The sequence below is a fragment of the Streptomyces sp. NPDC013157 genome (assembly GCF_042899865.1).
Classification (GTDB): domain Bacteria; phylum Actinomycetota; class Actinomycetes; order Streptomycetales; family Streptomycetaceae; genus Streptomyces.
Window position 1 is genome coordinate 94,580 of sequence record NZ_JBIBAK010000002.1, and the last position, 24,818, is coordinate 119,397.

Consider the following 24,818-nt stretch of genomic DNA (forward strand, 5'->3'; position numbering starts at 1 on the left):
GCGCCCTACATCGCGTCCGCCGTCCGGCAGGTCAGTCATCGTCCGGAGCGGTTCCCGCCCATGCCACGGGCTCGCCCCTCTTCCCTCCGGCAAGTGAGGAGCTGCGTAATGATTTGTCACGGCAGCCGGCTGCACAAGCCCAAGCCCATGCGCCGTCAACTGATGAGCTCGGGCCCGATCAGGGCTGGGTGCCTACCGTTGGATGCGCTTCCTGCAGGTCACATGGCGTTGGCCGTCCATGGTGTCGCAGCGGTCCGCTCGCACCGGACGTGACTGACTTCTGGCGCCCCGTCAGCAGATGTTGCGGTAGGGCAGTTCCGGGACGTAGCCATTCCACTCGGTGTGAGTGAATCCGTGCCCGGCACGGCGGCAGATTCGCGCCGCGAGGGAGGGCAGGTCGGTGGGATAGGCGTACAGCGGCACGTACAAGCCTGACGTACGCAACGTTCTGCCGTCCTCGTCGAATCCCACGGAGAGGATCGGTTCGTCGGCCGTGGGCAGCGCTGAGCCCAGCCGTTGGCCGGAAGGGACGTCCCACAGCTGGAGGGTGCCGTCGTCGCCTCCTACGGCGAGGGTGCGGCTGTCGGAAGAGAAGGCCAGGGACCGAACGGTTGCGCCGGAGTCCTGCCGGGCGTCGGTGAAACTGCCCGCCAGTACCGCGAGCCGATGCGTGGCTTCGCCGTCCCAGAGGGTCACCCGGCCGGACTGGTCGCCGGCGGCCAGGTAGCGGCTGTCCGGGCTGAAGGCGAGCGCCGCGGTCGTGTCCGGTGCGAGGCGTCGGCTGGTGAGGCGCCGCGATGCCAGATCGCCGATGTGTCCGTCCGAGGTGGCGACGGACGTGCCGTCGGGGCGGACGGCGAGTACCTCTCCTCCGCCGGTGAGCGGCCTTCCGGTTCTGACACCGTGTCCGATGTCCCAGGACTCGATGTGGTAGTCGTCCGTCAGCCGGGAGATCAGCAGGGTTCGGCCATCCGGGCCGAGAGCGATGGCGCTGACGACGCCCCGGGCGTTGGTGGGGCGGCCCAGGTCGACGGTCGCGCGGGCGCGGCGGGCGCGTACGTCCCACACGCCGGCGCGCTGTGTGGTGCCGGAGTCCTCGCCGGTGCTGGCCGTGTAGGCGAAGGTGCTGCCGTCGGAGCTGAAGGCCATCAGCTCTCCGCAGTCCTGAGGACCGTCTCCCGGCTCGTCCGGGTTTACGGGGCACGGTATGCCCGGCAGGTCCACCTGGGTGCGGCCGGTGCGGGCGTCCGTCAGGCGGAAGCGGCTCATGTGTCCGCTGCGCCACGTGGTGGCCAGCGTCCGGCCGTCCGGGCTGAACTGGGCCCGTTGCCGTTGTTCGTCACGCCACACAGGGGCGGTGGCGTCACGCACCGACAGAGTGCGCACCGTGGTTCCCGTGACGGAGTCCTCTCCGGACTGTGTCATGTAGCGGATCGTGTGGCCGTCCGGATCCACGCCGAGAGGCCCCAGGAGACCCAGACGTTTGTCGCCGCCGGACGGCAGCGAGTAGCGGAAGACGGGGCCGGATGCGTCTGCCGACAGCCGCCACAGCCGGATCTCCTGGTCATTGGCGGTCGCAAGGAAACGGCCGTCCCGGCTGAAGGACATGTCCGCGATGTCGGTGTAGCCGGCGCCGGCGTCGTCACCGAAGCTGGTGGGGATGTCGTAGCCCTTGTGCGGGCCGGAGGCGTCAGGCCGGAGGTTCCACAGACGTAGTCCTCCCTCGGGCATGGCCGCGACGATCTGGTGGCTGTCGGGGCTGAAGAGGGCGGAGCACCCCATGTCGGTGCCCTTGGGTCCGCCGGGCGTGGGCAGGGTACGGTGCCGAACCAGATCCCACACCTGCATCGGCCGACCCGTCTCACATACAGTGGCCAAGCGGTGGTCGGGGCTGATGGTCACGCCCTGGACTTGCCGGCCCTGCCGCTCGAACAGCAGCCGGTGCCGTCGCCAGTCCCATACCTGGACGCGGTTGATGTCGCCGGAGCTGTCGGTGACGTCGAACGTGTGCCCGCCGGGGTCGAACCCCCCGGAGCTGACGGTGTGCAGGGGGATGGCGGCCCCGGCGTACCGGCCCGCGACGATGTCCCATACGCGAGCGTCCGTGCCCAGCATCAGGAGGTAGCGCCCGTCGGGGCTCACGTCCTGAACGTCGTACATGTCGTCCTCCCCCAGGCCGCGGAAAGTGCCGGTCCTGCGGTGCGTCCTGACGTCCCAGCGCACCACGCGGTCGCCACTGGTGGCGACCAGGGTGCGGGTGTCGGGGGTCATGAAGTACTGGCTGACGTCGTCGCCGGAGGGCGCGAAAGTGTCCTGTTCCTTCTGGGCCAGGGCACCGATGAGGCCCGAGCGCGTCTCGAGCGTGTCGGCGATCCGCCAGGCGGCGACGCTGAGCCGCATGGCCGTGACCGGGTCGGTGTAACGCAGGCTGTCCGCGAGGGCGGCGACCCTGCGGGCGGTTGCCTGGGTGCGCTGCACGGTGCTGGTCTGGTTCTGCTGCCAGGCGATCACTCCTGCCGTCAGGGCCAGCGCGACCAGGACGGACACCACGGTGGCCAGGATGCGCGGGCGAGCGCGCTCGCGGCGCCGGGCCTGCAGGCTTGCGGAGAGGAACGCGCCCTCCGGGGCCGTCAGGACCGCTTCCCGATCCTGGGCGGGGATCGCCTCTTCCGTGGCGGCCAGGAGCGTGCCCCGGTACAGAGCACCGGGATCGCGGTCCAGCGCGTCCCAGGCAGCGGCGGCCTCCGTCAGCCGTCGATGGGCACGCAGCCGCTCACGATCGGTATCGATCCAACTCCGAAGACGAGGCCAGGCACTGATGAGTGCCTCGTGAGCCAGGTCGACCTGCTCGCCGTCGAGAGTGAGCAGTCGGGCACGGGCCAGCTGCTCGATGACCGTCGTGGTGTCGGTGGCCTCGCCGAAGCCGAACTCCTCGCGGCGGACGGGTCTGCGGGTGTCGGGTGCGCCGTCTCCCGGGGTGACCAGGCGCAGCAGGATCCGACGCGCGAGGTCGGCCTGGTCTGGCGTGAGCCGGTCGTAGATGTCTTCGGCGGTGCGGGTGATGGCACCGTGCAGGCCGCCGAGGGACTCGTAGGCCTCGAGAGTGAGGGCTCGGCCCTTGCGGCGCCGCCAGGTTTCCAGCAGTGCATGCGACATGAGCGGCAGGGCCCCGGGTTCCCCTTCGACCTCGTTGAGAATGTGCGTCGTCAGTCCGCGTTCCACGATCAGCCCTGTGGCCTGTGCGGGTTTGACGATGGCCTGGCGTAGTTCGTCGCTGCTCATCGGCCCGGCGAGCACGGTGCCGTCCTGCAGGGCGGCGGTCAACCGAGGGTGTTCGGCGCAGCGGCCGAGGAAGTCGGCGCGTACGGCGATGACGACGCGCAGTCTGCTCCCGGGATCGGTGGCGGTCAGGAGGCGGTCGATGAACTGGTCGCGTTCGGCCGGGTCGGTGCAGAGGGTGTAGAGCTCTTCGAACTGGTCCACGATCAGCCACGTGTCCCCGGTGCCGTCCTTCGGGGCCAGCCGAGGCTCATGGGTGCGCAGGGGGTGCTCGCCAGGAGTGAGGACGCGCAGCGCGGCCGGCTGTGGGGCGGCCGGGTCAGGGTTGCGGAGGCGGGGAATGAGGCCGGCACGCAGTAGGGAGGACTTGCCGCTGCCTGAGGGGCCGAACACGGCGGTGAACCGACGGGAGCGGGTCAGCTCGGCCAGGCGGTCGGTGAGCTCGTCGCGGCCGAAGAACAGATTGGTGTCGCCCGGCTCGAACCGGGCCAGACCCCGGTACGGAGGCTCGACGTCCTCATCTTCGGCGCGGGGCTGCGCCGCTGCTTCAGCGGCCGCCTGCCGCCAACGCTCCTCCCACTCCTCCGGATCACCGCTGCACGCCCTGACATAGGCCAGCACGACGGGCAGGGTCGGCAGCCGCTCGCCGCCGGCGGCCTGCGACAGGGTGCTTGTCCCTTGGCCCGCGCGCTGCGCCATCACCCGGTAGGTCGGGCTCCCGGCCTCGGCCCGGAGTTTGCGTAACTCGGCCGCGAACCGCGCCACCGGCCCAGTGGTGGGATCGAGTGGGCTCTCAGGACGTCCCGCCATCGCCAGCTCCCCCCTCCAGCCGCCCGCTTCCCCCGTGGACGCGGCGCGAGGCCGGACAAGGTACGCAACCTCGTGGCAGGAGTGCAATCCGAGGGCGTCTGCTTTGGCCACTGCCGCAGCGCCTGGCCGTGGCCTGCGGCGCGGCCATTGTTCAGGGCGGCAGAACCGGCTGCCCATTCAATGGCCGGCCCGCTGGACTCGGTGCTGCACGGCGGTCGCAAAGGCCCGGCATCAGTTGTCGGACGGCTCGACGGAACTCCGGCACAAGCACGGGGCAAGGCGACCCACCACCGAGTGAAGCAATGAAGGAGCCAGTGTTCATGAGCGAGCACGAGCAGACGCCGCCTTACCCGCAGGGCGGGGCGGGTGTCTTCGACATCGACCCCGACCAGACCGGCGTCAGCCAGGACCCCTCCCACGAGGTCACCTCCGACCTCGACGCACTCCCCGACGACATGGAGCTCTGACACCTGCCATGGGAACCGCGAACGCAATGATCGCCGCCGCCCGCAAGCTGCTGGGCACCACCGAGCACCCGCCCGGCTCGAACCACAACCTCATCACCTCGTGGTACGGCTTCTCCGGCCCGTGGTGCGACATGTCCATCAGCTACGAGGCCGCCCACTCCGACAACCTCACGGCCGTCATGGGCAAGTTCGCCCTGACCACCGCCCACGCCCGCGCCTTCCAGAGCCACGGCCGCTGGCACTACGGCCTCGGCGGCATCCGCCCCGGCGACGTCGTCTTCTTCGACTTCTCCGGCGGCCGCTCCATCAGCGGCATCGACCACGTCGGCCTGGTGGAGGCCGTCCACTCCAACGGCACCATCACCACCCTGGAGGGCAACACCTCCGACGCCTTCCGCCGCCGGGTCCGCGGCCGCGCCTGCGTGGTCGGCTACGGCCGCCCCGCCTACGACGGCGCCGCCCCCATGCCCAGCCACGACGGCATCCTCCGCAAGGGCTCCACCGGTCAGGCGGTCAAGACCCTGCAGAAGAACCTGAACACCGTGCAGAGGGCCGGCCTCACCGTCGACGGCCAGTTCGGTCCCGCCACCGACCAGGCGCTGCGCACCTTCCAGTCGAAGCACAAGCTGACCGTGGACGGTGAGTACGGGCCCCACACCGCCGCCATGATGAAGGCCGCCCTCGCCGGCCACAGCGGCGTCATCAAGCCCAAGGCCCTCGTCGCCGCCCCCGCACCGCTCGCCGTGGACGGCCAGTTCGGGCCCGCCACCTGCGCCGCCCTGCAACGCGCCCTCAACAGCAGGACGGCGGCCGGGCTGGACGTCGACGGCGCCTTCGGTCCGCTGACCGTCACGGCCCTGCAGACCTACCTGCAGGTCACCGCCGACGGCGTCACCGGACCCAACACCGTCACCGCCCTCAACAAGCACCTCGGCCTCACCCCCCAGGACACCTGGGACACCAGCACCACCACCCAGCTCCAGAAGGCCCTCAACGCCAACGCCTTCTGACCGAGCCCAGACGGCACCACATCCATCAGTCCAGGGAGATCACATGCGCCTTGCCAGGCACGCCGCCATCGCGGTCACCACAGTCACGCTCAGTTGGGGCGTCATCGCCGCAGCTCCCGCGCCCGCCGTCCACGGCCGGGTCAGCAGCCTCTCCGCGTCCTCCTGCAACGGGCCGCTGCACACCTACCGCGACGCCGGCTACCGGGGCGGCTGGAAGAGGTTCTGCTCCTCCGACAAGGACCTGTCCAACAACAAGTTCGACAACGGGTCGAAGGTGGACGAGCAGATCACCTCGGTGAAGAACACCGGCGGCTGCTACTGGAGCCTCTTCCGCAAGAAGAACTTCCACGGCGTGAGCACGCGCTCCTACCCGCACACCAAGGACCCGAACCTGAGCAACGACGCGGTCGGAAACGACGCGGCCCGCTCGCTCAGGCAGGAGTGCTGAGCCCTCCGCACCTGTGCGACCCGCGGTTGCCCCGCCGTCACCGTGCGGCGGGGCGCCGCTCTCCTCGACGCCCCAGGAGGCCAGCCGTGCGTCACCGCCGCATCGCCGCTCTCGCCGCTCTCGCCGCTCTCGCCGCGATACTTGCCGCCGCCGTCCTCGCGCTGGCCTGCCTGCATCAGCTCCCCACCGTGTCCGGCAGCCGCCGCCCGCTCTCCCCGGCCGTGCCCGCAGCCGACCAGGAGGCGAAATCCCTGCTCCTCCCCGTCGACGACTACACCCTCGACACACCGCAGACGACATTGATCCTGTCCGCGGAGGACCAGCTCACCGCCGCGTGCATGGCGCGCCTGCACCTGAAGTGGCCCCAGCTGACACGCCACCCGTCGCCGTTCACCCCGAACAGACTGCGGTACGGCCCCATCGAGCCCCAAGTCGCCGCGCGATACGGGTATCACGAGCTTCCCGACCCCGACCTGTCCCGGCGCGAGCAACAGAGCGCCGCACGCGACGCCGGGCTCAGCCCCCGCCAACGAGCCGCCGCTTACGGCACCCCGCACCGGCCGGGTTGCCGCTCCCAGGCCCACACGCGTCTGCTGGCACGGGTACCGGACGTCCCCTGGGACCTGCTCAACCAGATCACCACCACCAGCTACGACCTCGCACGCCAGTCGCCCGCAGTCACCACCGCCGGCCGTCGCTGGAGCACCTGCATGCGCCGGCGTGGTTTCCACTACGCCGACCCGGCAACCGCAGCCGACGATCCCCGCTGGAACACCAGACTTGCGCGCCGTGCCGAAATCGCCACCGCCCGGGCCGACGTCGCGTGCAAGCAGCTCACCGGCCTGGTCCGGACCTGGTGGCGGACCGAGACCGCGCTGCAGAACGAAGCCATTGCCCGGCACGCCCGCCAGTTCCGCGCCATCGCCGCCGCCCGCAACCAGTACCTGACGCGGGCCCGGCAGGTCCTCACCAGTACGTCGGCAGCTGACACAGCCGCGCTCTTCCGAGACCCGGCTCGCCCTTCCACTCACGACGGAGCGAAGCACGATGAACACGTACAAAAACCGAGGTGAGGTACTCGACTTCGAGGAGTACGTCCGTACGCGGCAGGACGCTCTGCTGCGCAGCGCCCGGCGCCTGGTCGGCGACCCGCTCGAGGCCCAGGATCTGCTGCAGACCGCACTGTTACGCACCTACCGCCGGTGGGATCGCATAGCGGACAAGCAGCTCGCGGACGCCTATCTGCGCCGCGTCATGATCAACACCCGCACGGAGTGGTGGCGGGCCCGGAAACTCCAGGAGCTCCCCTTCCCGCAACTGCCGGACGCATGCGTGGAGGACTCCGCCGCCCAGCACGCCGACCGCGCGCTGCTGTTGGACGTCATGCGCGTGCTGGCGCCGCACCAGCGCAGTGTCGTGGTGCTGCGGTACTGGGAGCGGATGTCCACCGAAGAGACGGCCTCCGCCCTCGGCATGGCGCCCGGAACGGTCAAGAGCACTCTGTACCGTTCCCTCGCCCGGCTCCGCGAGGAGTTGCAGCGCCGCGACCCCGCTTCGGCGGCAGCCGCCGGCCACGGACGCCCAGCAGCCGGCCGCGGGCCGCGATGATCCGCGGGACGCACCGCGTCCCCGCCGCCCACGGATGTGAGGCATCTGGGGTGTTCAGCCGCCGCTGTTGGCACGATGGCCTCGTGGAGAAATGCGAGGACGGCCAAACGCCGTCTGCAGGCTGCACTGTAAGGGTGCAGGTGTCGGCCGAGCCGAGCGTGGAAGCAGAGACGCATCTGGTGTCGCTGCGGGATTGGCTGGCCGCGGAAGAGGCGCTGCGCGGCCGGGTGGAGCTGCTGGGCCGGTCGCCGCAGCCGGGGCAGATGGGGGCCGCGCCGGACGTGCTGGCGGTGGCACTGGGCTCCGGCGGAGCGGGAGCCGTGCCGGCCTGATCCCTGTCGACCTGGCTGGTGCAACGCCGCGCAGACGTCACCGTACGCGTGGGCCGCGACGACGGGCGGGAGGTCACCGTGGAGGTCCGCCGGACCAGCGATCCGCAAGCGGTGATCGGGGCGGTCGGGCAGTTGTTGGACGGCGAGCAGGAGTGAGGCAGAGCGCCCCGCGCTTCCCCGACGGTGCCGCTTCCCGGGCGGTCCTCATCGGGTGCGGCGATTTCGACGACATCGATCTGCCCGCGATTCCCGCCGTGAAGCCCAACCTCACCGACCTTCACTCCGCGCTCACGCATCGGACGCACGGCATTCTGCCGCCGGAACACTGCCGGGTGCTCGCCGATCCGGCCGATCACCGCAGCGTCGGCATGGCACTCGCCCAAGCGGCACGCGAGGCCGAGGACCTGCTGCTCGTCTACTACACCGGACACGGCCTGCTGGACGAGGACGGGCTGCTCCACCTCGCCCTGTCCTCCACGGATCCCGGTCACGTGGGCTTCACCGGTGTCCCAGCCGACCTGGTCAAACGCCACCTCGGCCGGGCCCGGGCACGCCTGCGGGTCCTGGTGCCCGACTGCTGCTTCTCCGGCCGCGCAGTGGCCGCCATGACCGAATCAGGCAGCCTGCTGACGGCGCAACCCGACCTGAGCGGCACCTACACCCTCACCTCCACCACGGCCACCGCCCCGTCCCACGCGCGGCCCGGGCAGCGGCACACCGCGTTCACCGCCGCCCTGCTGGATGCGCTGGAGCAGCCGCAGCCGCTCGCCCTGGACGACATCCACCAGCACATCGACACCGTGCTGCAGGGAATGGGGCTGCCGCGGCCTCAGCGGCGCTCCGTCAACGCCGCCGGAGACCTCGCCCTCGTCCGTGGCCCCGTCCAGCCGCACGCAGGGACGCCAGCGAGGGGGAGATCCGTTTCCGCAAGCCGCCGCCCGACCCGCCGGCCAGGAGCCGCCGTGACATCGTCCAGGCCGTCCTGATGATGGCTGTCCCCTTTGCGGTGATAGAGCTCCTAGGTGGGTGGCGCGTGACCTTGATCGTCGCTGCCGCTATAGCCGTGTTCCTCGGTCTGCTCCTCCTCCTGCTCTTGCTTCGAAGAAATGTCCACCTTTCGGCACCGTCCCAGCGGTCCCCCACCGCGGCGCCCCGATGCACATGGGCACGTACAGGTGCTTCCTCGGCGGGTGCGGCTGTGACCGTGCGGCCTTGCCGACGGCACCAGACCGCGAGATGCGACAGCAGTTCCGGGTGCGTGCCCGAGACGGCGACCGGCCGGCCGGGGCCACCCGACCGAGCGCCCGGCACCGTTCTGCCTCGCATGATCCTCCCCTTTTGTCGTGCGCATGCCAGGAGAGGCTATGCGATCAGGGACCTTCCACGGTCGCCGGTTTCCAGGTGCCGTTGCTCAAACGCCCTGCCGTCGACGGGCGGTGCATGCAGGCGGGACCACCTCCCTTGAGTACGTCTGCCCTCGAGGGCCCGGCGCCGCGTGACACCCCTTCGGCCATGCACCCGCCCGGTGCGGGAGAGGGGCGGGGCGCTGGTCACAGCTCGTGCGGCGTCGGCCGTGCCCCGGTCGCAGGATGCCGGACGACCAGGTCCACGGCACGATCCGCACTTTACGGCGATCGTGCTTGGGCAGGGTCTCGCCGGTGCGGCGACCCGGTTGACGCCGGAGGCAGGGCTATGTCCAGGGCGGCGTGGGCGTACCGTCAGGGTCCAGTCCGTAGGGCCATTGCCGTCGCACGTAGGTCCTGAAGGCATTGGAATTCGACGCGCTTCCCAGACTGCCCGTATCGGCTGCCTGGCGGGCGAGGGTTTCTGCCTCTGCATGCTCTCCGGCTCGTACTCTTTGCTGGGCGAGTTCGAACATGGCCTGGGCGCTGCCCGCGTCGGCCGCGCGCCGCAGGAGGTTCTGAGCTCCCGCGTGGTCCCCGGCCCGTTCCCTGGCCACGGCCAGATGGAGCAGTGCGTGGATGCTGCCTGCGTCGCCTGCGCGGACGGAGAGGGCCTCGGCCGCGGCGTTGTCCCCTGCTTTCTCCCAGATGCGGACCAGTTCCCACAGCGGGCGGACGTCGCCCCTGTGGGCCGCGTCCAGCACGAGAGTCTCGGCGCCTGTACGGTCGCCTGCCTTGTCGAGCACACGGGCAAGGTCCGCGAGCGCCGTGCGGTCACCGGCGTCGACGGCCTGTCGAAGCAGGGCCGCAGCCGCCGCCAACTTGCCTTGACGTTCTCGGGATCGTGCCAGAGGGAGCAGGGCACGAGCATTGCCTGCGGCCGCCGCCCGCTGGGCCAGGGCTTCCGCCCTTGCATGGTCCCCTGCCTTGTCCCGCAGCCGGGCCAGCGACGCAAGGGCTTCGATGTCGCCCGCATCGGCAGCCTGTTGGAAGACGGCCTCGGCGCCGTCACCGTCCCCGGCCCGCTCCCGGAACCGGGCCAGCTCCAGCAGGGCGTACGTCTCGTCAGACGGGGAAGAACTCCGGTCGGGTGCACCGACACCCCGCATGTCCCTGGTCTGTCTCACTCCCTCGGGCAGATCGCCTGACGAGCGGCGGACTGACAGGTCGAACGGATGCCGGGCCAGGGCCTCAGCACTCCTCTTGTCGCCCGACTTCTCCCGCTCCAGAACGAGATACACCAAGGCACGTGTACTGTCGGCCGCAGCCACGTGCCGGGCGAACTCTTCCGCAGCCTCGTGGTCTCCGGCCTTCTCTCGGACCCACACCAGCTCGAGCAGCGCGGCCGTACTGCCGAGTTCGAGCGCGTACCGGGCCAGGGCTTCGGCTCCCTGCCGGTCGCCCGACTTCTCCCGCCTCAGTGCCAAGTCCTTCAGTGCACGCAGTTGGCCGGCCTCGGCCGCACGTCGGGCCAGGGCCTCAGCCTTCTCCTCGTGACCGTCCTCCTGCCAGTACCGGACCAGTTGGACCAACGCCTGCTCGCTGCCTGCCCTGACGGCTTGCCGGCCAGCCTCTTCGGCCCCCCGAGCGTCTCCGGCTTCTCGACGGATCCGCATCAGCTGCATCATCGCGTCGGTGCTGCCCGCCGCAGCCGACTCCCGGTAGAGGCGCTCGGCACCATCGCGGTTCCCGGACTGTTCCCGGACATGGGCGAGCCGGAGCAGAGCCCGACCGTCCCCGGCACCGGCCGCCTGCCGGGCGAGCGCCTCGGCATGCTCTTCATCGCCCGCCTTCTCCCGGGCCCGGGCCAGCTGCGCCAGCGCCCGGGTGTCGCCGGCCCTCGCCGCCTGCCCAGCCAGGGCCTCGGCCTTTGCGTGTTGCCCGGATCGCTCCCGGAAGCGGGAAAGGTAGACCAGGGCGTCAGCGTCACCGGCATCAGCCGCGCGGCAGGTGAGGTGGTGCGCCCATTGCAGTCGGTGCCGCCCTTGTGCCGCCGTTGCCAGGGCCTTGAGGTCGTCGACCCGGGTGAGGTGCGTGTAGCCGGCGTGCCAGAAACTTGCGGGCGGGCACAGCAGCCGGCGGACGGTCCGGCCGTGCTGCTCCAGATAGTCGGCAAGACGGAAGACAGGCCCAGCAGGAGTGGGCGACGGTGCCGAGGGTGCTTGCGGCCGGCGGCGTTCGGGGCGGGGACTGACCCGACGCAAGGGTGCCTGTTTTCCGTGGACGAGGCGGGCAAGCTCGGCGAAGGCGGCTTCCGCCCAGTCATCGGTGAGTTGGTCGTAGTCGACGGCGGTGAGGTAGTCGGCGGCTGCCTCGGTGAGAAACGGCTGGGGAAGGTGCAGCCCGAGACCCAGCCGGCGGGCATCCATCGCCGCTTCGAGCAGAGCACGGGCAGCCGGTGTGCCCTGCTCGTACCGGTGCAGAAGCTGCGGTGCGCCGGCGAGGTCCTGTGTCACGCGACCATCCGCCCGGGCCCGGTTGAGTGCGTCGGCCAACAGCCGGTCACCGCTGTCCGCCAGGACTGCAGCGCGATCCAGAGCCGCGGCATCGAAGACTTCGGGCACGGACACGGTACGGCCCGCGAGCAATTCACGCACTCTGCTGTGGGAGTCCGAGTTGTGCGAGGCCGGCAGAGCGGTGTACTGCCTGGCGTACTCGGGCCACAGCGTCCCGAGGATGAGCACCGGCCCTCGTGCCGGATGGGTGAGCAGGTGGTGCAGGGCAGCAGCGATACGCTCGCCCGAACTCTGACTGTCGAGGTAGTGCTGAGCTTCGTTCAGCCACACCACGGTCCTCGGCTGAACCCGACTCAAGTCCTCAAGTGCGGCCTGCGCCCGGGTCGGATCGAAGGGATGCCAGAGCCGCCATCCTGTGCCTGCGAGCGGCTGAACCGCCTCCCAGCACGCCCTGGTCTTACCCGTGGAGGAGCTCCCGACCAGCACCACCATGCGGCTGTGGCCCTCCACGGCCTCCTGCACCGCTGCGGACAGCACGCGGTCGTGCTCACGGTGTACGTAGCCGGGCAGTATCCGATCTTCGAGCGCGTCCGCCTCGTGCCCGTTCGCGGTGCTCCCGGCCGGGTGCACCTCCAGGGAATGCGGTTCCCAGTCCTCGACGCGCTTGCCCAGCACCGGCCCATGGTCCACGGCTGCGCCTGCCTCGCCGGCTGCAGTGCGCCGCAGCTCCAGAAGCGCGTGTGCCGAAATCCCCAAGGCCTGTGCCAGCGCTGCCACCGTCTTGGCCGACGGCAGCCGACCATCGGGCCGTAAGGCCTCCGAGACGGTGGCGCGCCCCAGCCCTGACCGGCTGGCAAGCTGTGACTTGGTCAACCGGCTCAGAGCCAGACGATCGTTCAGCCTGCTGCGCAGCTCACGTCCGGCCGCAGCACGCGTCATGTGTTCTTCAGGCACCCGTCCCCCCGAGCCGTCCAGCCTCCACCGGTGCCCATACTCCTACCGGTGAATCGGCAACCGCCACTATCGGCTGACGTACCGTGCCGACACGGCAGCGGGCATGAGGAGTCCCCTTCATCCCCGGTCACGGCGCCCGTTGCCGGTGCGCGAGGTGGGTGACGGTCCAGCGCGTGCCGCCGTGCCCCGTTGCGAGGGCGCCCGCCCACGCAACGGCCCCGCCCGCCCAGCATCCCGGCGCGCGCCATCGACCCATCATGCCGCTGCCCGACGAAGTAGAGCGGCAGCTGGCAACAGGGCTCTGTCTGCCGGTGGTTGGCCGACGACGTGCGTGCCTGCCACAGGACGGGGGGCGCACCCGCGGCGCCGACGCGGGCGTTGCGGACGGCGCTACTGCTTGGGCTGCGGGCGTCCTCGGTGGCTGGCACACTGCACTGGTGGAGCAGGGTTGGACGGCAGGGGGGGCTGTGTCGGATGCGGTGATGACGGCGTGGATCGCTGCAGGTTCGGCGGTGGCCGGTGCGCTCGCGGGCGGTGCGGTCACAGGGTGGTTCACGCTGGCGGCCGCTCGGAGACAGGCGCAGAGCACGGTCGACGCGGCGGCCCGGCAGGCGGATGCCGCCTGGGCGGCCGGCCAGCGTCAGGCGGAGGCGGCCTGGGAGGCGGGGCGCCGGCAGGCGGATGCCGCGTGGGAGGCCGGTCGGTTGCAGGCCGATGCTCAACTCGACGTGGCCCGGCAGACGCTGACCGCGCAGTCTCTCGCCGCGCAGCGTGAGGTGCGCCGGGCCGCCTACGCCGCCTTCCTCGCCGCCACCGACGCCGGCCATCAGCGTCGCCTCGAATGGCAGCGGGCTCTGGGCAGCGCCGAGGCGGCCGGCTGCCGCGACCGCTACCGTGCGGCCCTGAGCGCCGTCACCGAAACGCTCACACGTGTCCAGCTCGAAGGCCCCGATCCGGTCAGCGCCGCTGCCGAGGCCGTGGAACGTTCCCTCGACGCGAACGCCTCGCCAGGCCACTACCAGAGCGCGCATACCGGCTTCCTCGACGCCGCACGTACTGCCCTTGCGGCATCCTGACCACCGTCCCGGCGCCGATCTGGCGCGCCTTCTGCCCGTTCACTGCACGCAAGGTCAGCTGCAGTAGCCCGCTTCCCGCGCCTGCAGGCGGCCCCGGTGCTTCACCGCGGTGTTCGGGTGCCCGGCGCCGCTGCGGCCGGCGCGAGCAGGCGGTACGCGCGAGTTCGGGCGGCTGCATCGCGACCTCGTGCCCTGGCGAACCCGTGGCCGTCGCCTCGGCGATCGGCTCCCGTTGTGGTCGGCGACTTCATGGTCGATGCGGCGATGTGCGCATGGCGACATCGGCGCTGCGCCCCTGGAGCGCGAAGCCACGGCAGAGGTGGGTCAGCAGGACGGGCGGGTGTGGCTCGAGCCGCGCCATCCGTCGTACGACCCGGTCCCAGGCGATGACACATGCGTCCTCCGCGGGGACGTCGGTGTCCTGGTCCTTCTCTGACCAGGAAGATCTGTAGCCAGTTCTGCGGGTCACTTCGAGCCTGTGGCCACCAGGGTCGCGGTGACGGGTTCGAGCTCGGTGATCAGATCGTCGATCTCGGCAGGGGACAGCGCGTCGTAGGGCGGGGTGGCGAGTTCGTCGGTGAGGGTTTCGATGCGTTGTCTGGTCTCGCGGCCGGCGTCGGTGAAGTGGCCGTCGGTGTCGACGAGTCCGCGTTCGCGCAGGCCGTCCATGACCGCGGCCAGGCGTTCTTTCGGCAGGTGATGGATGCGTCCGAACGACTCCGGCGGGTGGATGCCCTGCTGCAGCGCGGCAAGCACGTGGGCCTCGGTGCCGCCGATCCGCGCGCCGACGAGGGCGGCGATGTGCCCGTCGCCGCGGTGCTCGCGCAGCATGGTGGCGGAATGCCACAGCCGGGCGACCGGGTCGCTCGGCACCGCAAGGCTGCGCATCCCCGCGTACATCATCCGGCCTTCCATGGGGGCGCTCGTCGCGGCCTTGGTGGTCAGGTCGGCGGCGCGCACCAGGCCCGGGGAGCCGGCCAGTCCGGCGCCGAGGATCCGCCGCAGGGAGGCCGCACTGCCCCTTTCCCGCGCGGCGACGGAGGCCTCGGGCGCGATGGTCTCCCAGGCGCTCGGGATGTGCCGTGCGGCTTCCCCGTCGGCGAAGTTGTAGAACGCCGCGTGCACGACCTGCGCCGGCACCCGCCCCAGCGGCGCGGCGCGGCTGGCGAAGTAGCCGTCCCAGTAGGTCCGGTGGCCGAGCGCGGCCAGTTCCTCGTTGCACTCGTCGGCGCAGAACGTGACCAGGCAGATCGGCTCCAGGAGCTCGAACATGCGACGGGCGATGCGAGTCATCGGATGCGAGTGCGTCTTGCCCATCGGGTTCTCCCTTTGTCAGGTGTGCCGACTTGGACCGTCTCGCACACCGGAACTCATCGGCGACCGGCGGGAGGCGGTGCAGACGGGCCGACGCCTGTGTGGCCGTGCGTGCCCGAGCGAGTTCTGGCCCGACTTCCGGGCTCTGTCGCGGGGCTCGCACGTCTGTGGAGTACACGGACCCGGTCACAGAGGTGTCAGTCGTGGTCGCCGGGAGTCGCAGTGGTGAAGGTGACCTCCAGACCGATCAGTCCGCGGAAGTTGAGACTGCGCTGCCGACGCGGCGTTGGGCCGTCGGGCTTCCAGTCGGGGAGCCGGGTCAGCAGCGCCTCGAGCACGACGGCGCCCTCCAGCCGGGCCAGCGCTGCGCCGGGACAGAAGTGCGGCCCGTACCCGAAGGCGACGTGCCGCCCACCGGGTCGCTGGAAATCCAGTGCGTCGGGCTCCGGGAAGACGGCCGGGTCCCGGTTGGCGGCGCCCCACACGAGGAGCACCGCCCGCCCTGCGGTGACGGAGCGCCCCGCCAGGTCCAGATCGTGCCGGGCCCGACGCAGCATCAACTGCACCGGGCTGTCGTAGCGCAGGAGTTCCTCGACGGCAGCCGGGATCAGCTCCGGCCGGTTGCGAAGTTCCTCGGCGGCCTGCGGATGGCTCAGCAGAGCGAGGGCGGCGTTACCGATGAAGTGGGTGGTGGTCTCATGGCCGGCGATCAGGAGCAGGGCGCAGTTGGCGAGGAGTTCGTCGAAATCCTGGTCGGGGTTCTCGGTCCCGGTGGCCAGCAGCGCGCGCAGGGTGTGGGGCGCGGGCGGCCCTTCCTCACGGGTGAGCAGTTCCCGGAGATAGGCGAGCATCCGTCCCATGCTCTGGGAGGCGGCGCGGCTGTCATCGGCGCCGAGCCTGGAATCGCCGATGGCCTCGGCGACCGGATCGGACCACGCGGACAGGGCGGACCGGTCCTCCTCCGGCACGCCCAGGAGGTCGCAGATGACAGCCAGGGGCAGCGGACGGGCGAGATCCGCGACGATGTCCATCCGGCCGGCCGGCGCTGCGCGAGTGATGATCTGGTCCACCGCGTCGGAGATGCGGTCGCGAAGCGTCATCACCGTCCGGGGGGTGAAGGCCCTGCTGAGCAGGGAGCGCAGCCGGGCGTGGTCCGGAGCGTCGCGGTAGAGCATCTGCCGGCTCAGGACCCGGGCCAGCGGCAGCAATTCCTCGGAGACCTCCTCGAGATCCGAACCGATGGGAAACGTGGATCACTCGCCGTGCTGCTGACCACGGCATGGCTGGTGGCGCCCCAGGCATCCAGGTGGCGGTCCCAGTAGAGGTCGTCGGCGCTTCTGAGGTCCCGGTAGAAGTCGTAGAGACGATCCTGGTTCTCGGGCCTCAGAGCGGACAGTAGTGACACATGTGTTGCTGAAGTGGGCACGTTGCACGGTAGCACCACAGGAGGCTGCCACGTGTGAGTGATCGCCTCAACGGCCCATCGCACAGAACGAGTTCGTCAGTCGACCTGGGCTTCGGGCACGGGCTCGGACCTCGGCCTGAGCATCCAGGTACGAGGGGTGGAGCGCTACGGCCGCGCGGGCCTCAGGAGGGGGCGCGACCCGGTACACGGGTCGCCTCGCAGAGGTCTGCCGCGTTGGGCCGCAGATGTCCGGGGCCGTGCTGTGGTGTCGGCCATGGGCGGCCGGTTTGCCGCGCGAGCCCTTGGTCCGGTGTGCCCGGCCCGGGGTTCAGGTGGTCTTCGGCCAGCCCCGCAGCTGTGCGGCGATCCTCGCAGTGGTGCAGGCGGGATCCCTCAGCAGTTCACGGAGGGCGACGGCATCCTCCCGGGCGGGCTTGACCGAAATCCCCGAGGCCTCCAGATACATGACGCCCGTGGCCGCGGCCACAGCCATGTTGGAGCGTTCCAGCCACCGGCAGCGGCCGAGGATGTGCACGAGGGCAGCGGCCCGGGCGTAGGGGCCGTCGTAGACGGGCTGGTCCAGCAGCTCGGCCCGGTGTGCGGCGACTGCGGCCACCGGCACTCCGTAGTCGTCGGGAGCGGGATCCCCCGCTCCCGCGATTTCCGCGACCTTAAGGATCCACGGGACGTCGATGTACAGGTCCATCACGCGGCGTGCGCCCCGGGGGTACGGCGGTCGGCTTCTTCGGCTTCGTCGAACACGTCCTGGTGTTCGGCCAGGAACCGCCCTGCGGCGTCCACGCCCCGCTGCCGCAGTCCTTCGGTGTCTTCCTGCACGAGGACGGCGATGTAGTCGCCGAGGCTCAGACCACGGTCCCTGGCCCGGGCTTCCGCCAGTTCCTTGATCCTGCTCTCGACGCGTGCGCCCAGCTGTGTCTTCACCATAACCCTGATGGTAACAGCTGTTACCGGATATGTGGACGCCCCGGCGAGCACCTGCCGCGGACTCCGAGCCGACGCCGCGATCATGGGCACGCAGTGCCAGGGGCGTCCCCGGTCGCGTGCCGGGAGGCACCGTGTGCAGCCTTCCGCCGAGCAGGGGTGTCCGAGACACATGCGATCCCGTGCCGGTGCCCCGCCGAACACGACGCCCATGCCCCGTGAGGCCGTCCAGGCGGGTGTTCAAACCGGCCGACAGGGCAAGTGTGCGGAACGAGCGCGCAGGAGTGCGGTGCACGTGTCGCGGCCCGAGGTGCCCGGCGGGGAAACTCTTTCCAAGATCACGATCGTGCGAGGCGCCGGTCCCGGGCCCGTCCGTCCGTCCGTCTCGCAACAAGAAAGGCCCTCCAGTGAATCGACCGCCGTTCTCTCCTCGCATCGCAGTGTCGGCCAGGCAGAGCCTGGGACTGTCGCCTCGGCAGGTGACCGGGCAGATGAACGCATGCGGGGTGCCCGTAGCCCTCTCACTGGTCCAGGCGTGGGAGTCCGGTGAGCAACGCCCGACGGAGCACGAGTTGTTCGTCCTCGCGGACGTGCTCTGGTGCCGGACCAAGGACCTGATGGGGATCGAGGCCCCGCGTACGCTGACGGAGCACCGTCTGGCACGACAGTTCAGTGCGGCCAGGCTGGCCCGCTCGATCGGAATGGACACAGCACAGTACGAAAGAGCCGAGGAAAGAGACAGATGGACCGGTGACGGACGGCAGACGGCGGCTCTCCTGCGCATGCTGGACATCACCCCGCGCCAACGGGCGGAGGCCACCGGGCGACGCGGAGTACCGGAGTCGGCCTTCCCCACACCCACGGCACCGTCCCGAGGCGGCCGCGGACCGCGGCAGCCGGTCAGCCCGCTGACGCGGGCTCGACGGCCTGCCGGCACGCGTCGCGGAACCTGCGGAGCCGGGGGGCACGTACGACGGGCAGTCTGACCAAGGTGTCCTCGAAGGCACGGTGGTGGGGCGTCAGCGGGACCCGGGGGCGCGGCGGCAGCGGGTAGTCGTCGCGCAGGACCCCCTCCGGGAGGACGCCGGTCGCGGGCATCGGTGAGGTCTCGCTCGGGTGGGCGAGGTACGCCCAGACCCCGCTGTCCAGCGGCACCACGGCCTCCTCGTACCCCGGCCGGTGCCACGGCGCCCCGGTGCGGGGGTGGCGGGGAACGAGGAGGACGTCGGGCCGGGGGTGGGGCAGGCCGACCCCCGGCCCGGCCAGCCCCACGGACCGCGCCCCGGGCCCGGCGGGGAGGTACCGGCCGACGGCGTGGCCGAGCAGCTCGGTGAGGGGACCGGCGGGGAGGTTCACCGGGCGGTCCTCGGTGACCGCCACGAGGTGGGCCAGTGCGACCCCGACCGCCGCCTCCCAGCGACGGCTCCATGATCCGTCGGGTTCGACGGGTGGTACGCGGAACTCGGTGCGTTCCAGATCGTCCCAGCCGGGAGCCGGACCGGCCGGGGTTCCCAGGGGGCGGCGTACGACCGCGTCGGGCTCGAGCCACACCGTCTGCCACATCCCGCAGTCGTCCATGCGGGTCGCCACGGCCCGCCCGCACCCCGCGCACGCCAGGTTGGGCCCGGCCCGGCCGTCCAGACCCCGGCAGTAGCCTTCGCACTTGTCGGGGATCAGGGCCATGGAACGGGAGTCTCCCGGGGCGATGACGATCCTGTTCCGCGCCCCGAACGAGACGGAGTGCACCGGCGCGAACACACCCTGCCGGGCAGCCGCTTCCGCGCCGACCTCCTTCCACGGCCGCCAGGGCGGCCCGGTGGGGTCGGGGTCGACGGCGTACGTCGCGGGCTCCATCAGCGGAGGGTGCAGTTCCTCCCACGCGCCGTGGTGGGTATGGACGGGGAGGGCGACCTGGGACACCGGCGCCGTCAGCTCCGCCCCGCACCCGGCACACGCGAACACGTCCAAACAAGCTCCTCCTGGCCCCCGTTGTGCGGATTGTGCCTCGCTCGCAGCAGAGGTGCCACCGGATTTCGCACGACTCGTGAGGTGGCGATCATGGTCAATCGGGCAGTGCTGGCGCATCGGCTGTTCACGTGGATCTCTCGGCGTCATCTCGCGCTCCGGGTGGAGGAGTTGGCGGTGCGTGGCAGGCCGGGGTTGAGGGTCGTCGCCATGCTGTACGCGGTGGGGTCCGGAAGCGGGCCGCGGGAGCCGGCGCCCGTCACCGGCTGGTCTTCGTCGACCGGCTGGTGGCCACGCTGATCCATCTGCGGCACGACCTGCCGCACTCGGTGCTGGGCCTGCTGTTCGGCGTCGACAGATCCACTATCACCCGTGCGATCGGAGAGGTACAAACGCTCCTGGCCGAGCGGGGGTGCGCGGTCCCCGACCGCCCCGGCCTGCGATGACGAACGCTGGCTGAGGTGTTCGCCTATGCCCAGGCCGAGGGCATCGAGCTGCGGTTGGATGCCACCGAGATCCAGGTCCGCCGGCCACCGGCCGGCCGCGGTGGACGGCGCGCATTCGTTTCCGGGAAGAAACAGAACACCATGAAGGCCACCGTCATCGCTGACTGGCGGGGTCGCACGTCATGGACCGACACCCTGCGGCCTGGTCGTATGCACGACGCCACGGCCGCCCGCACCGAGGGCATCGCCGTCTGCTTCCAGCGCTTCCCCGACGTCGAGGTCCTCCTGGACGACGGCTGCCTCGGCCTGAGCCGTGACCACCGCGGGCAAGCCATCACGCCCCCGGAAAACCCCGGCCTGGAGCACTGCCCGACAGGGTCGAACAGTGGGAACGTGACCGCCACGAACACTCCTCCGACCACATCACCGTCGAACACGCCCTCGCCGACCACGAACGCTGGAAGCAACTGACGCGCTGGACCCACCGCCGCGACCGCCTGCCCGACACCTACCGCGCCATCGCCAGCCTCGTCTCCGACCGCACCGTCACCGCCTGAAAGCAGACCACGACCAGGCCAAACACGCCTCACCCGCTATCACGCACCAACTCGTCAGTTCGGCATCCGCGACCGTTACCGCGACGTCATTCCAGAACTGTTAGGTTTCTCCGCGGTCCGGGGAACACAGCTGCGTCCCCGGGAGGTCTGACGGGCACACCGGGGACGGAATGGCTGGCGAGGAGACGTTCGGTCGCCTGCTGCGTGAGGCGACTTCACACGATGCGCCGGAAGGCTCCCGTATCGCTCCCGGTGGTGCCGGGCTGGTGATCCGGCAAGAGACCGCTGACGATCACCGAGATGTGCGCGAGGTTCATACGCGCGCCTTCGGTGACAGCGATCGGGTTCCCGGGCTCGTGGAGGCACTTCGCGTTGCGGAGGCTGCATTGGCGCCGATGTCCTTTGTCGCTGTTGTTGATGACCGGGTCGTCGGGCATGTCCTGCTGAGCGCGACGCGGTTGGATGCTCCGCGTCGGATCGTGGACGTCCTGTCGCTGTCACCGCTGGGCGTGGTCCCGGAGTTCCAGCGTCAGGGCATCGGTACGCAGCTCATCGCCCACGCCCTCGAGGCGGCCGACAGCCAGGGTGTGCCGTTGGTATTCCTGGAGGGTTCGCCGCGCTACTACGGCACGCGCGGCTTCGAAGGTGCCAGCGCGGTGGGCTTCCGTTCGCCGTCGCTGCGTATCCCTGAAGCCGCGTTTCAGGTCGCCCGGTTGTCGGCTCACGAGGCGTGGATGACGGGCACCTTCGTCTACTCAGAGGTCTTTTGGGCCTTTGACTGCGTCGGGCTGCGCGACCCCGAGGACTGAGGGCGCTACCCGACTAGACCTGATCTTCAGGACTGTCACGGTGGCGATGTCCAGCTCGTCGTCGGTTGCGTGCGATCAGCGAGGCGTCAGGCCGTAACGTGAACAGGGCCGTAGGGTTCATTGGATGTGTCGTCGCAATGGGCCCGTACGGCCCTGTCTCATTCTGCCTTCACGGGCCTGTCGCGTGCACATCTCGGCAACTTGATCGAGGAGTTGGCCGGGCCTTGGTCAGTTCAACGCGAGAGCCGACTGCACGAGCGACGCCACGGTGAACGCCTTCGGGCCGCAGGCGCGGGCCGCCGGCACGGGCCGCCGGCACGGGCTGGTCTTCGTAGACCGGGTCCTGGTCACCCTCGCGCACCTGCGGCTGGACCTCACCCACGCGGCCCTGGCCGAGTTGTTCGACGTCGACCGGTGCACCGTGACCAAGGCCATCGGAGAGATCAGGCCGCTGCTGGCCGCCCGCGGCTTCGCTACCCCTACCGGGTTCCGCCTGCGCACCCTGGCCGACGTCTTCGCCTATGCGCAGGCCGAGGGCGTGCGCCTGCGGTTGGACGGCACCGAAATCCAGGTCCGCCGACCCGCGGCCCACCGGGCCCTAGGGCGCCGGTTCGTCTCAGGCAAGCGGCGGCAGAACACCCACAAGTGCACCGTCGCTTCCGACGGCGAGGGCCGTTTGCTGTGGGTCGACGTCCACCGGTCAGGCAGGATGCACGACCAGACCGCGCTCAAGACCGAAGGCATTGAGGACCTGCTCGGCCAGTTCCCCCAAGTCGAACTGTCTCTGGACTCCGGCTACCAGGGCCTGGCCAAGCTCGACCCGAAGCGGATCATGGTCCCGCCGCCCGAGCCTAGCCAAGCCGCCTCTGCGGACGAGATCACCGTCTATCAGTGTGCGCGCCGGCATCAGTCGTCCGAACGTATCTGCGTCGAGCACGCCATCGCCGAGATCAAAACCTGGAGAGTCCTCAAGCGCTACCACGGCAAGCGGGAGCACCTGGCCCAGACCATCGATGCCGTCGCGTCCCTGGCCTCCGATCGGGCGGCCCGCCGCTGATCACCCACCCCACAACCCGCCAGGCCAACACGTCCCAACCTCAACTGCGAACATCGTCGTTACCTCGCAGGTCGCCGAGCGGGGCGGACACGTCGTGGTCTCCGCCGTCGGGGGCATGGCGGGCGTCGGCAAGACGACCCTCGCGGTGCACTGGGCACACGAGGTCGCCGACCGGTTCCCGGACGGACAGCTGTATGTGAACCTGCGCGGGTTCGAGGCGTCCGAACGGCCCCTGGATCCGGGGGAGGCGCTCGGCGGGTTCCTCACCGCGCTGGGTGTGCCCATTGCCGACCTGCCGCGCAGCACCGCGGAGCGCTCGGCGTCGTTCCGGGAGCGGGTCGCGTCCCGGCGGCTCGCCGTCGTCCTCGACAACGCGCGCGACGAGGAACACGTCAGACTCCTGCTGCCCGCCTCGCCCGGGTGTCTGACCATCGTCACCTCCCGCAACCGGCTCGCGGGCCTCGCGGCGGCCGACGGGTCCTTCCTCGTCGGCCTGGACGTGTGGAACGAGGAGGAGGCCGTGTCCGCGCCGGCGGTCCGCATCGGGCAGGAGCGGTGCCGGGCCGAGCCCGAGGCCGCCGCCGCTCTGGTCCGTCTGCGCGGTTGTCTGCCGCTGGCCGTCGCCGTGGTCGGGGCCCAGCTGAGCGCGGTGCCCGGGATGTCCTTGCGGGTCGCCGTGCGTGAGCTGGAGGAGGCCCGGCTGGACGTCCTGTCGGCCGGCGACCCGCGGACCGACGTGCGCGCCGTCTTCTCCTGGTCCTACCGGGCGCTCACCCCGGACGCATCGCCCTCGACACCGCCCTCGTCCTCGACGACCCGGTCGCCATCGTGCAGAGCAGCGCGAACGTCGCACGGGCCCTCGTCGAGACGGCCACCACCAGGAGGCCGACCGACCGGCCGACATGATGCTCCGGCACCTGCACCGCCTGCCACCGGCCCGTCGGGCCCGCGCGGAACAGAACCTCACCTGGCTCCGTTTAGAGCAGAAACGTACCGACGAGGCCCTCCAGCACCAGCGCGACGCCCTCGCGCTCTACCAGACACACGGATTGCAGGACAAGATCCCGATCGCGCTGGTCGGACTCGGGGCCATTCTCGACGCGGCGGGCGACCACCTGGGGGCCATAGCCACCGGGGAGGAGGCGCTTCCCATGCTGCGTGCGGCCGGTGACCGCCGCACCGAGGGCCTCGCCCTGGCCAACATCGGTCTCGCACGGCAGAACCTGGGCGATCTCGGCGCGGCCGTCCGCGACTACGAGAGCGCGCTGCGCCTGTACGAAGAGGTCCTCGACACCTACGGCCAGGCCGGGGTGTGGGATCAGCCGGCCTCCGCGCACCTGCGCGCCCGCGACACGGAACGGGCCCGCGGTTGCCGGCACCGGGCGGCGGACCTCTTCGACAGCCTTCAGGTCGCACACGCCGTCCACATCCGCGCTCGACTGGACGACCTTGCGGAGCCGGAGGACGGGTCCGCCGCACACGACGGCGGGTGAACGGGGCCGCGCGGCGGGACGGAGCCCGACGGCGAGTCGGCTCCGGCCGTGCAGTAGCCCACGGCCGTGCGCTGGCCGCACACGTCCGCGACACACGTCCTGTGAGAGAAGTGTGAACCCTGCGTGGGTCTCGATCGTTCAGGAACACGCACGGACCTGCCGCTCGGGCGGGCCGGGCACGACGGCCTGCGCCCGGTGGAAGCTGTGGGCGTCGGCGGGGGAGAAACCGGACGGCCAGTGGATGTCCGGGTGGCTGTCTGAGGTGTCGTACATCCGAGTTCTCTTTCGCGCTGCTCTTCGGCATCGGGTGCGGCAGGCGACGGTGCCGGCGGCACGACGGTCCCAGGGCGTTTCCCCCCGCCAGTGTGCGGTTGGGGGCGGGCGAACGCATACGTCATCTGACTGGGCGCTCAGGGACGCCGCGGGCCGGCGTCCTCCAGCCGGAGAGCGTCCGGGGCGTCGGGCAGGGCGGCCCGTCCGTCTCGAACTGCACGCCGTTCACCCGCAGCACGCGGGTGTCCTCGGGCCTGGCCTGCGCCGCGACCACGTCGAGGAGGGCGGTCTTGCCGATGCCCGCCTCGCCGGTCAGCAGCAGGGCCGTGCCCTGGATCGCGGAGCCGGTGAGGTGGGTCCGTACGAACTCCAGGTCGCGCTCCGGCCCGATCAGCAGTGCCGGGGCCGGACGGGACGGGCGGTCGAGGCCGGTCGTCGGGCTGCTGTCTCCCAGGGCTGCGGCGAAGGCGGGTCCCGCGCCGGCGGTCGCGGAGTCCCGGCGGAGCCGCACGGTCGCGGAGTCCCGGCGCCGGACATCGGTGTCGGTCGTGCCGGTGCCCGGCCGTGCTTGCGCGTCACGGGATACGGCCGGCGTCTGCCGTGGCGTCCCATGGGGCGCCGGTTCCCGAACCCATGTTCCAGAACCCGGTCCCTGTGGTTCCTGTGCCGCCCTCGTTCCGGGCCCCTGGCGGCATCGCGGCGGCCGGCCCGGCG

General features: G+C 70.9%; 19 protein-coding genes and 3 pseudogenes. 13 read left to right on the plus strand and 9 right to left on the minus strand.

The window, feature by feature from the left end; genetic code table 11:
- Positions 1 to 291 precede the first annotated feature (291 nt).
- Positions 292 to 4,089, minus strand: coding sequence for a DNA-binding protein (locus ACFY6U_RS05835; protein WP_390035286.1), 3,798 nt, complete (start codon positions 4,087 to 4,089; stop codon positions 292 to 294).
- A gap of 320 nt (positions 4,090 to 4,409) precedes the next feature.
- Here ACFY6U_RS05835 and ACFY6U_RS05840 point away from each other — a divergent pair, with 320 nt between their 5' ends.
- The 7 genes and pseudogenes from ACFY6U_RS05840 (at position 4,410) to ACFY6U_RS05870 (ending at position 8,940) form a co-directional block, all read left to right on the plus strand.
- On the plus strand, positions 4,410 to 4,556 hold the full coding sequence (locus ACFY6U_RS05840; RefSeq protein WP_390035287.1) for a hypothetical protein: 147 nt from the start codon (positions 4,410 to 4,412) through the stop codon (positions 4,554 to 4,556).
- An 8-nt stretch (positions 4,557 to 4,564) separates the two neighbouring features.
- Positions 4,565 to 5,566 carry a peptidoglycan-binding protein gene (locus ACFY6U_RS05845; RefSeq protein WP_390035288.1) on the plus strand — a complete coding sequence of 334 codons (1,002 nt, stop codon included), beginning with the start codon at positions 4,565 to 4,567 and terminating at the stop codon, positions 5,564 to 5,566.
- Between the two features lie 43 nt (positions 5,567 to 5,609).
- Positions 5,610 to 6,014 (plus strand): hypothetical protein, encoded by a 405-nt coding sequence (locus tag ACFY6U_RS05850; RefSeq protein WP_390035289.1) that lies wholly within the window; start codon positions 5,610 to 5,612, stop codon positions 6,012 to 6,014.
- Positions 6,015 to 6,100: 86 nt separating this feature from the next.
- Positions 6,101 to 7,087, plus strand: a complete 987-nt coding sequence (locus ACFY6U_RS05855; protein WP_390035290.1) for a hypothetical protein — start codon at positions 6,101 to 6,103, stop codon at positions 7,085 to 7,087.
- Complete coding sequence (locus tag ACFY6U_RS05860; RefSeq protein ID WP_390035291.1) at positions 7,062 to 7,622, plus strand: SigE family RNA polymerase sigma factor; 561 nt, start codon at positions 7,062 to 7,064, stop codon at positions 7,620 to 7,622. The genes ACFY6U_RS05855 and ACFY6U_RS05860 overlap by 26 nt, the downstream gene beginning before the upstream one ends.
- Before the next feature lie 158 nt (positions 7,623 to 7,780).
- Positions 7,781 to 8,110, plus strand: a pseudogene (locus ACFY6U_RS05865) (hypothetical protein).
- On the plus strand, positions 8,107 to 8,940 hold the full coding sequence (locus tag ACFY6U_RS05870; protein ID WP_390035292.1) for a caspase family protein: 834 nt from the start codon (positions 8,107 to 8,109) through the stop codon (positions 8,938 to 8,940). Before ACFY6U_RS05865 ends, ACFY6U_RS05870 begins: the two are co-directional and overlap by 4 nt.
- 704 nt (positions 8,941 to 9,644) lie before the next feature.
- On the opposite strand, the gene ACFY6U_RS05875 is transcribed toward ACFY6U_RS05870, so the two are convergent.
- Positions 9,645 to 12,752 (minus strand): hypothetical protein, encoded by a 3,108-nt coding sequence (locus ACFY6U_RS05875; RefSeq protein ID WP_390035293.1) that lies wholly within the window; start codon positions 12,750 to 12,752, stop codon positions 9,645 to 9,647.
- Positions 12,753 to 13,234: 482 nt separating this feature from the next.
- Here ACFY6U_RS05875 and ACFY6U_RS05880 point away from each other — a divergent pair, with 482 nt between their 5' ends.
- Positions 13,235 to 13,843, plus strand: coding sequence for a hypothetical protein (locus tag ACFY6U_RS05880; RefSeq protein ID WP_390035294.1), 609 nt, complete (start codon positions 13,235 to 13,237; stop codon positions 13,841 to 13,843).
- Between the two features lie 465 nt (positions 13,844 to 14,308).
- Here ACFY6U_RS05880 and ACFY6U_RS05885 read toward each other — a convergent pair whose 3' ends face one another.
- The 5 genes from ACFY6U_RS05885 to ACFY6U_RS05905 all read right to left on the minus strand — a co-directional run bounded on the left by ACFY6U_RS05885 (position 14,309) and on the right by ACFY6U_RS05905 (position 19,472).
- Positions 14,309 to 15,160 (minus strand): MarR family transcriptional regulator, encoded by an 852-nt coding sequence (locus ACFY6U_RS05885; protein WP_390035295.1) that lies wholly within the window; start codon positions 15,158 to 15,160, stop codon positions 14,309 to 14,311.
- Between the two features lie 194 nt (positions 15,161 to 15,354).
- A complete protein-coding gene (locus tag ACFY6U_RS05890; protein WP_390035296.1) occupies positions 15,355 to 16,365 on the minus strand; it encodes a cytochrome P450 in 1,011 nt (336 codons plus the stop codon).
- Positions 16,366 to 16,890: 525 nt separating this feature from the next.
- Positions 16,891 to 17,268 carry a fic family toxin-antitoxin system, toxin component gene (locus tag ACFY6U_RS05895; RefSeq protein ID WP_390035297.1) on the minus strand — a complete coding sequence of 126 codons (378 nt, stop codon included), beginning with the start codon at positions 17,266 to 17,268 and terminating at the stop codon, positions 16,891 to 16,893.
- Positions 17,268 to 17,507: a hypothetical protein gene (locus ACFY6U_RS05900; protein WP_390035298.1), complete on the minus strand. Its 240-nt coding sequence runs from the start codon at positions 17,505 to 17,507 to the stop codon at positions 17,268 to 17,270. The genes ACFY6U_RS05895 and ACFY6U_RS05900 overlap by 1 nt, the downstream gene beginning before the upstream one ends.
- A gap of 897 nt (positions 17,508 to 18,404) precedes the next feature.
- Positions 18,405 to 19,472 (minus strand): hypothetical protein, encoded by a 1,068-nt coding sequence (locus ACFY6U_RS05905; protein ID WP_390035299.1) that lies wholly within the window; start codon positions 19,470 to 19,472, stop codon positions 18,405 to 18,407.
- Positions 19,473 to 19,562: 90 nt separating this feature from the next.
- Here ACFY6U_RS05905 and ACFY6U_RS05910 point away from each other — a divergent pair.
- From ACFY6U_RS05910 to ACFY6U_RS05930, 5 genes and pseudogenes are all read left to right on the plus strand, one after another.
- Positions 19,563 to 20,472 (plus strand): annotated as a pseudogene (locus ACFY6U_RS05910) (transposase family protein).
- Positions 20,473 to 20,642: 170 nt separating this feature from the next.
- The gene (locus ACFY6U_RS05915; protein ID WP_390035300.1) at positions 20,643 to 21,281 is read left to right on the plus strand and encodes a GNAT family N-acetyltransferase; all 639 of its coding nucleotides are present in this window, start codon (positions 20,643 to 20,645) and stop codon (positions 21,279 to 21,281) included.
- Between the two features lie 268 nt (positions 21,282 to 21,549).
- Complete coding sequence (locus ACFY6U_RS05920) at positions 21,550 to 22,338, plus strand: transposase family protein (RefSeq protein ID WP_390035301.1); 789 nt, start codon at positions 21,550 to 21,552, stop codon at positions 22,336 to 22,338.
- Between the two features lie 115 nt (positions 22,339 to 22,453).
- Positions 22,454 to 23,041, plus strand: a pseudogene (locus ACFY6U_RS05925) (regulator); the annotation flags it as partial.
- Positions 23,042 to 23,240: 199 nt separating this feature from the next.
- Positions 23,241 to 23,831, plus strand: coding sequence for a tetratricopeptide repeat protein (locus tag ACFY6U_RS05930; RefSeq protein ID WP_390035302.1), 591 nt, complete (start codon positions 23,241 to 23,243; stop codon positions 23,829 to 23,831).
- Positions 23,832 to 23,969: 138 nt separating this feature from the next.
- Here ACFY6U_RS05930 and ACFY6U_RS05935 read toward each other — a convergent pair whose 3' ends face one another.
- The gene (locus tag ACFY6U_RS05935; protein ID WP_390035303.1) at positions 23,970 to 24,104 is read right to left on the minus strand and encodes a hypothetical protein; all 135 of its coding nucleotides are present in this window, start codon (positions 24,102 to 24,104) and stop codon (positions 23,970 to 23,972) included.
- 121 nt (positions 24,105 to 24,225) lie between these two features.
- Positions 24,226 to 24,615 carry a hypothetical protein gene (locus ACFY6U_RS05940; protein WP_390035304.1) on the minus strand — a complete coding sequence of 130 codons (390 nt, stop codon included), beginning with the start codon at positions 24,613 to 24,615 and terminating at the stop codon, positions 24,226 to 24,228.
- Between the last annotated feature and the right edge of the window lie 203 nt (positions 24,616 to 24,818).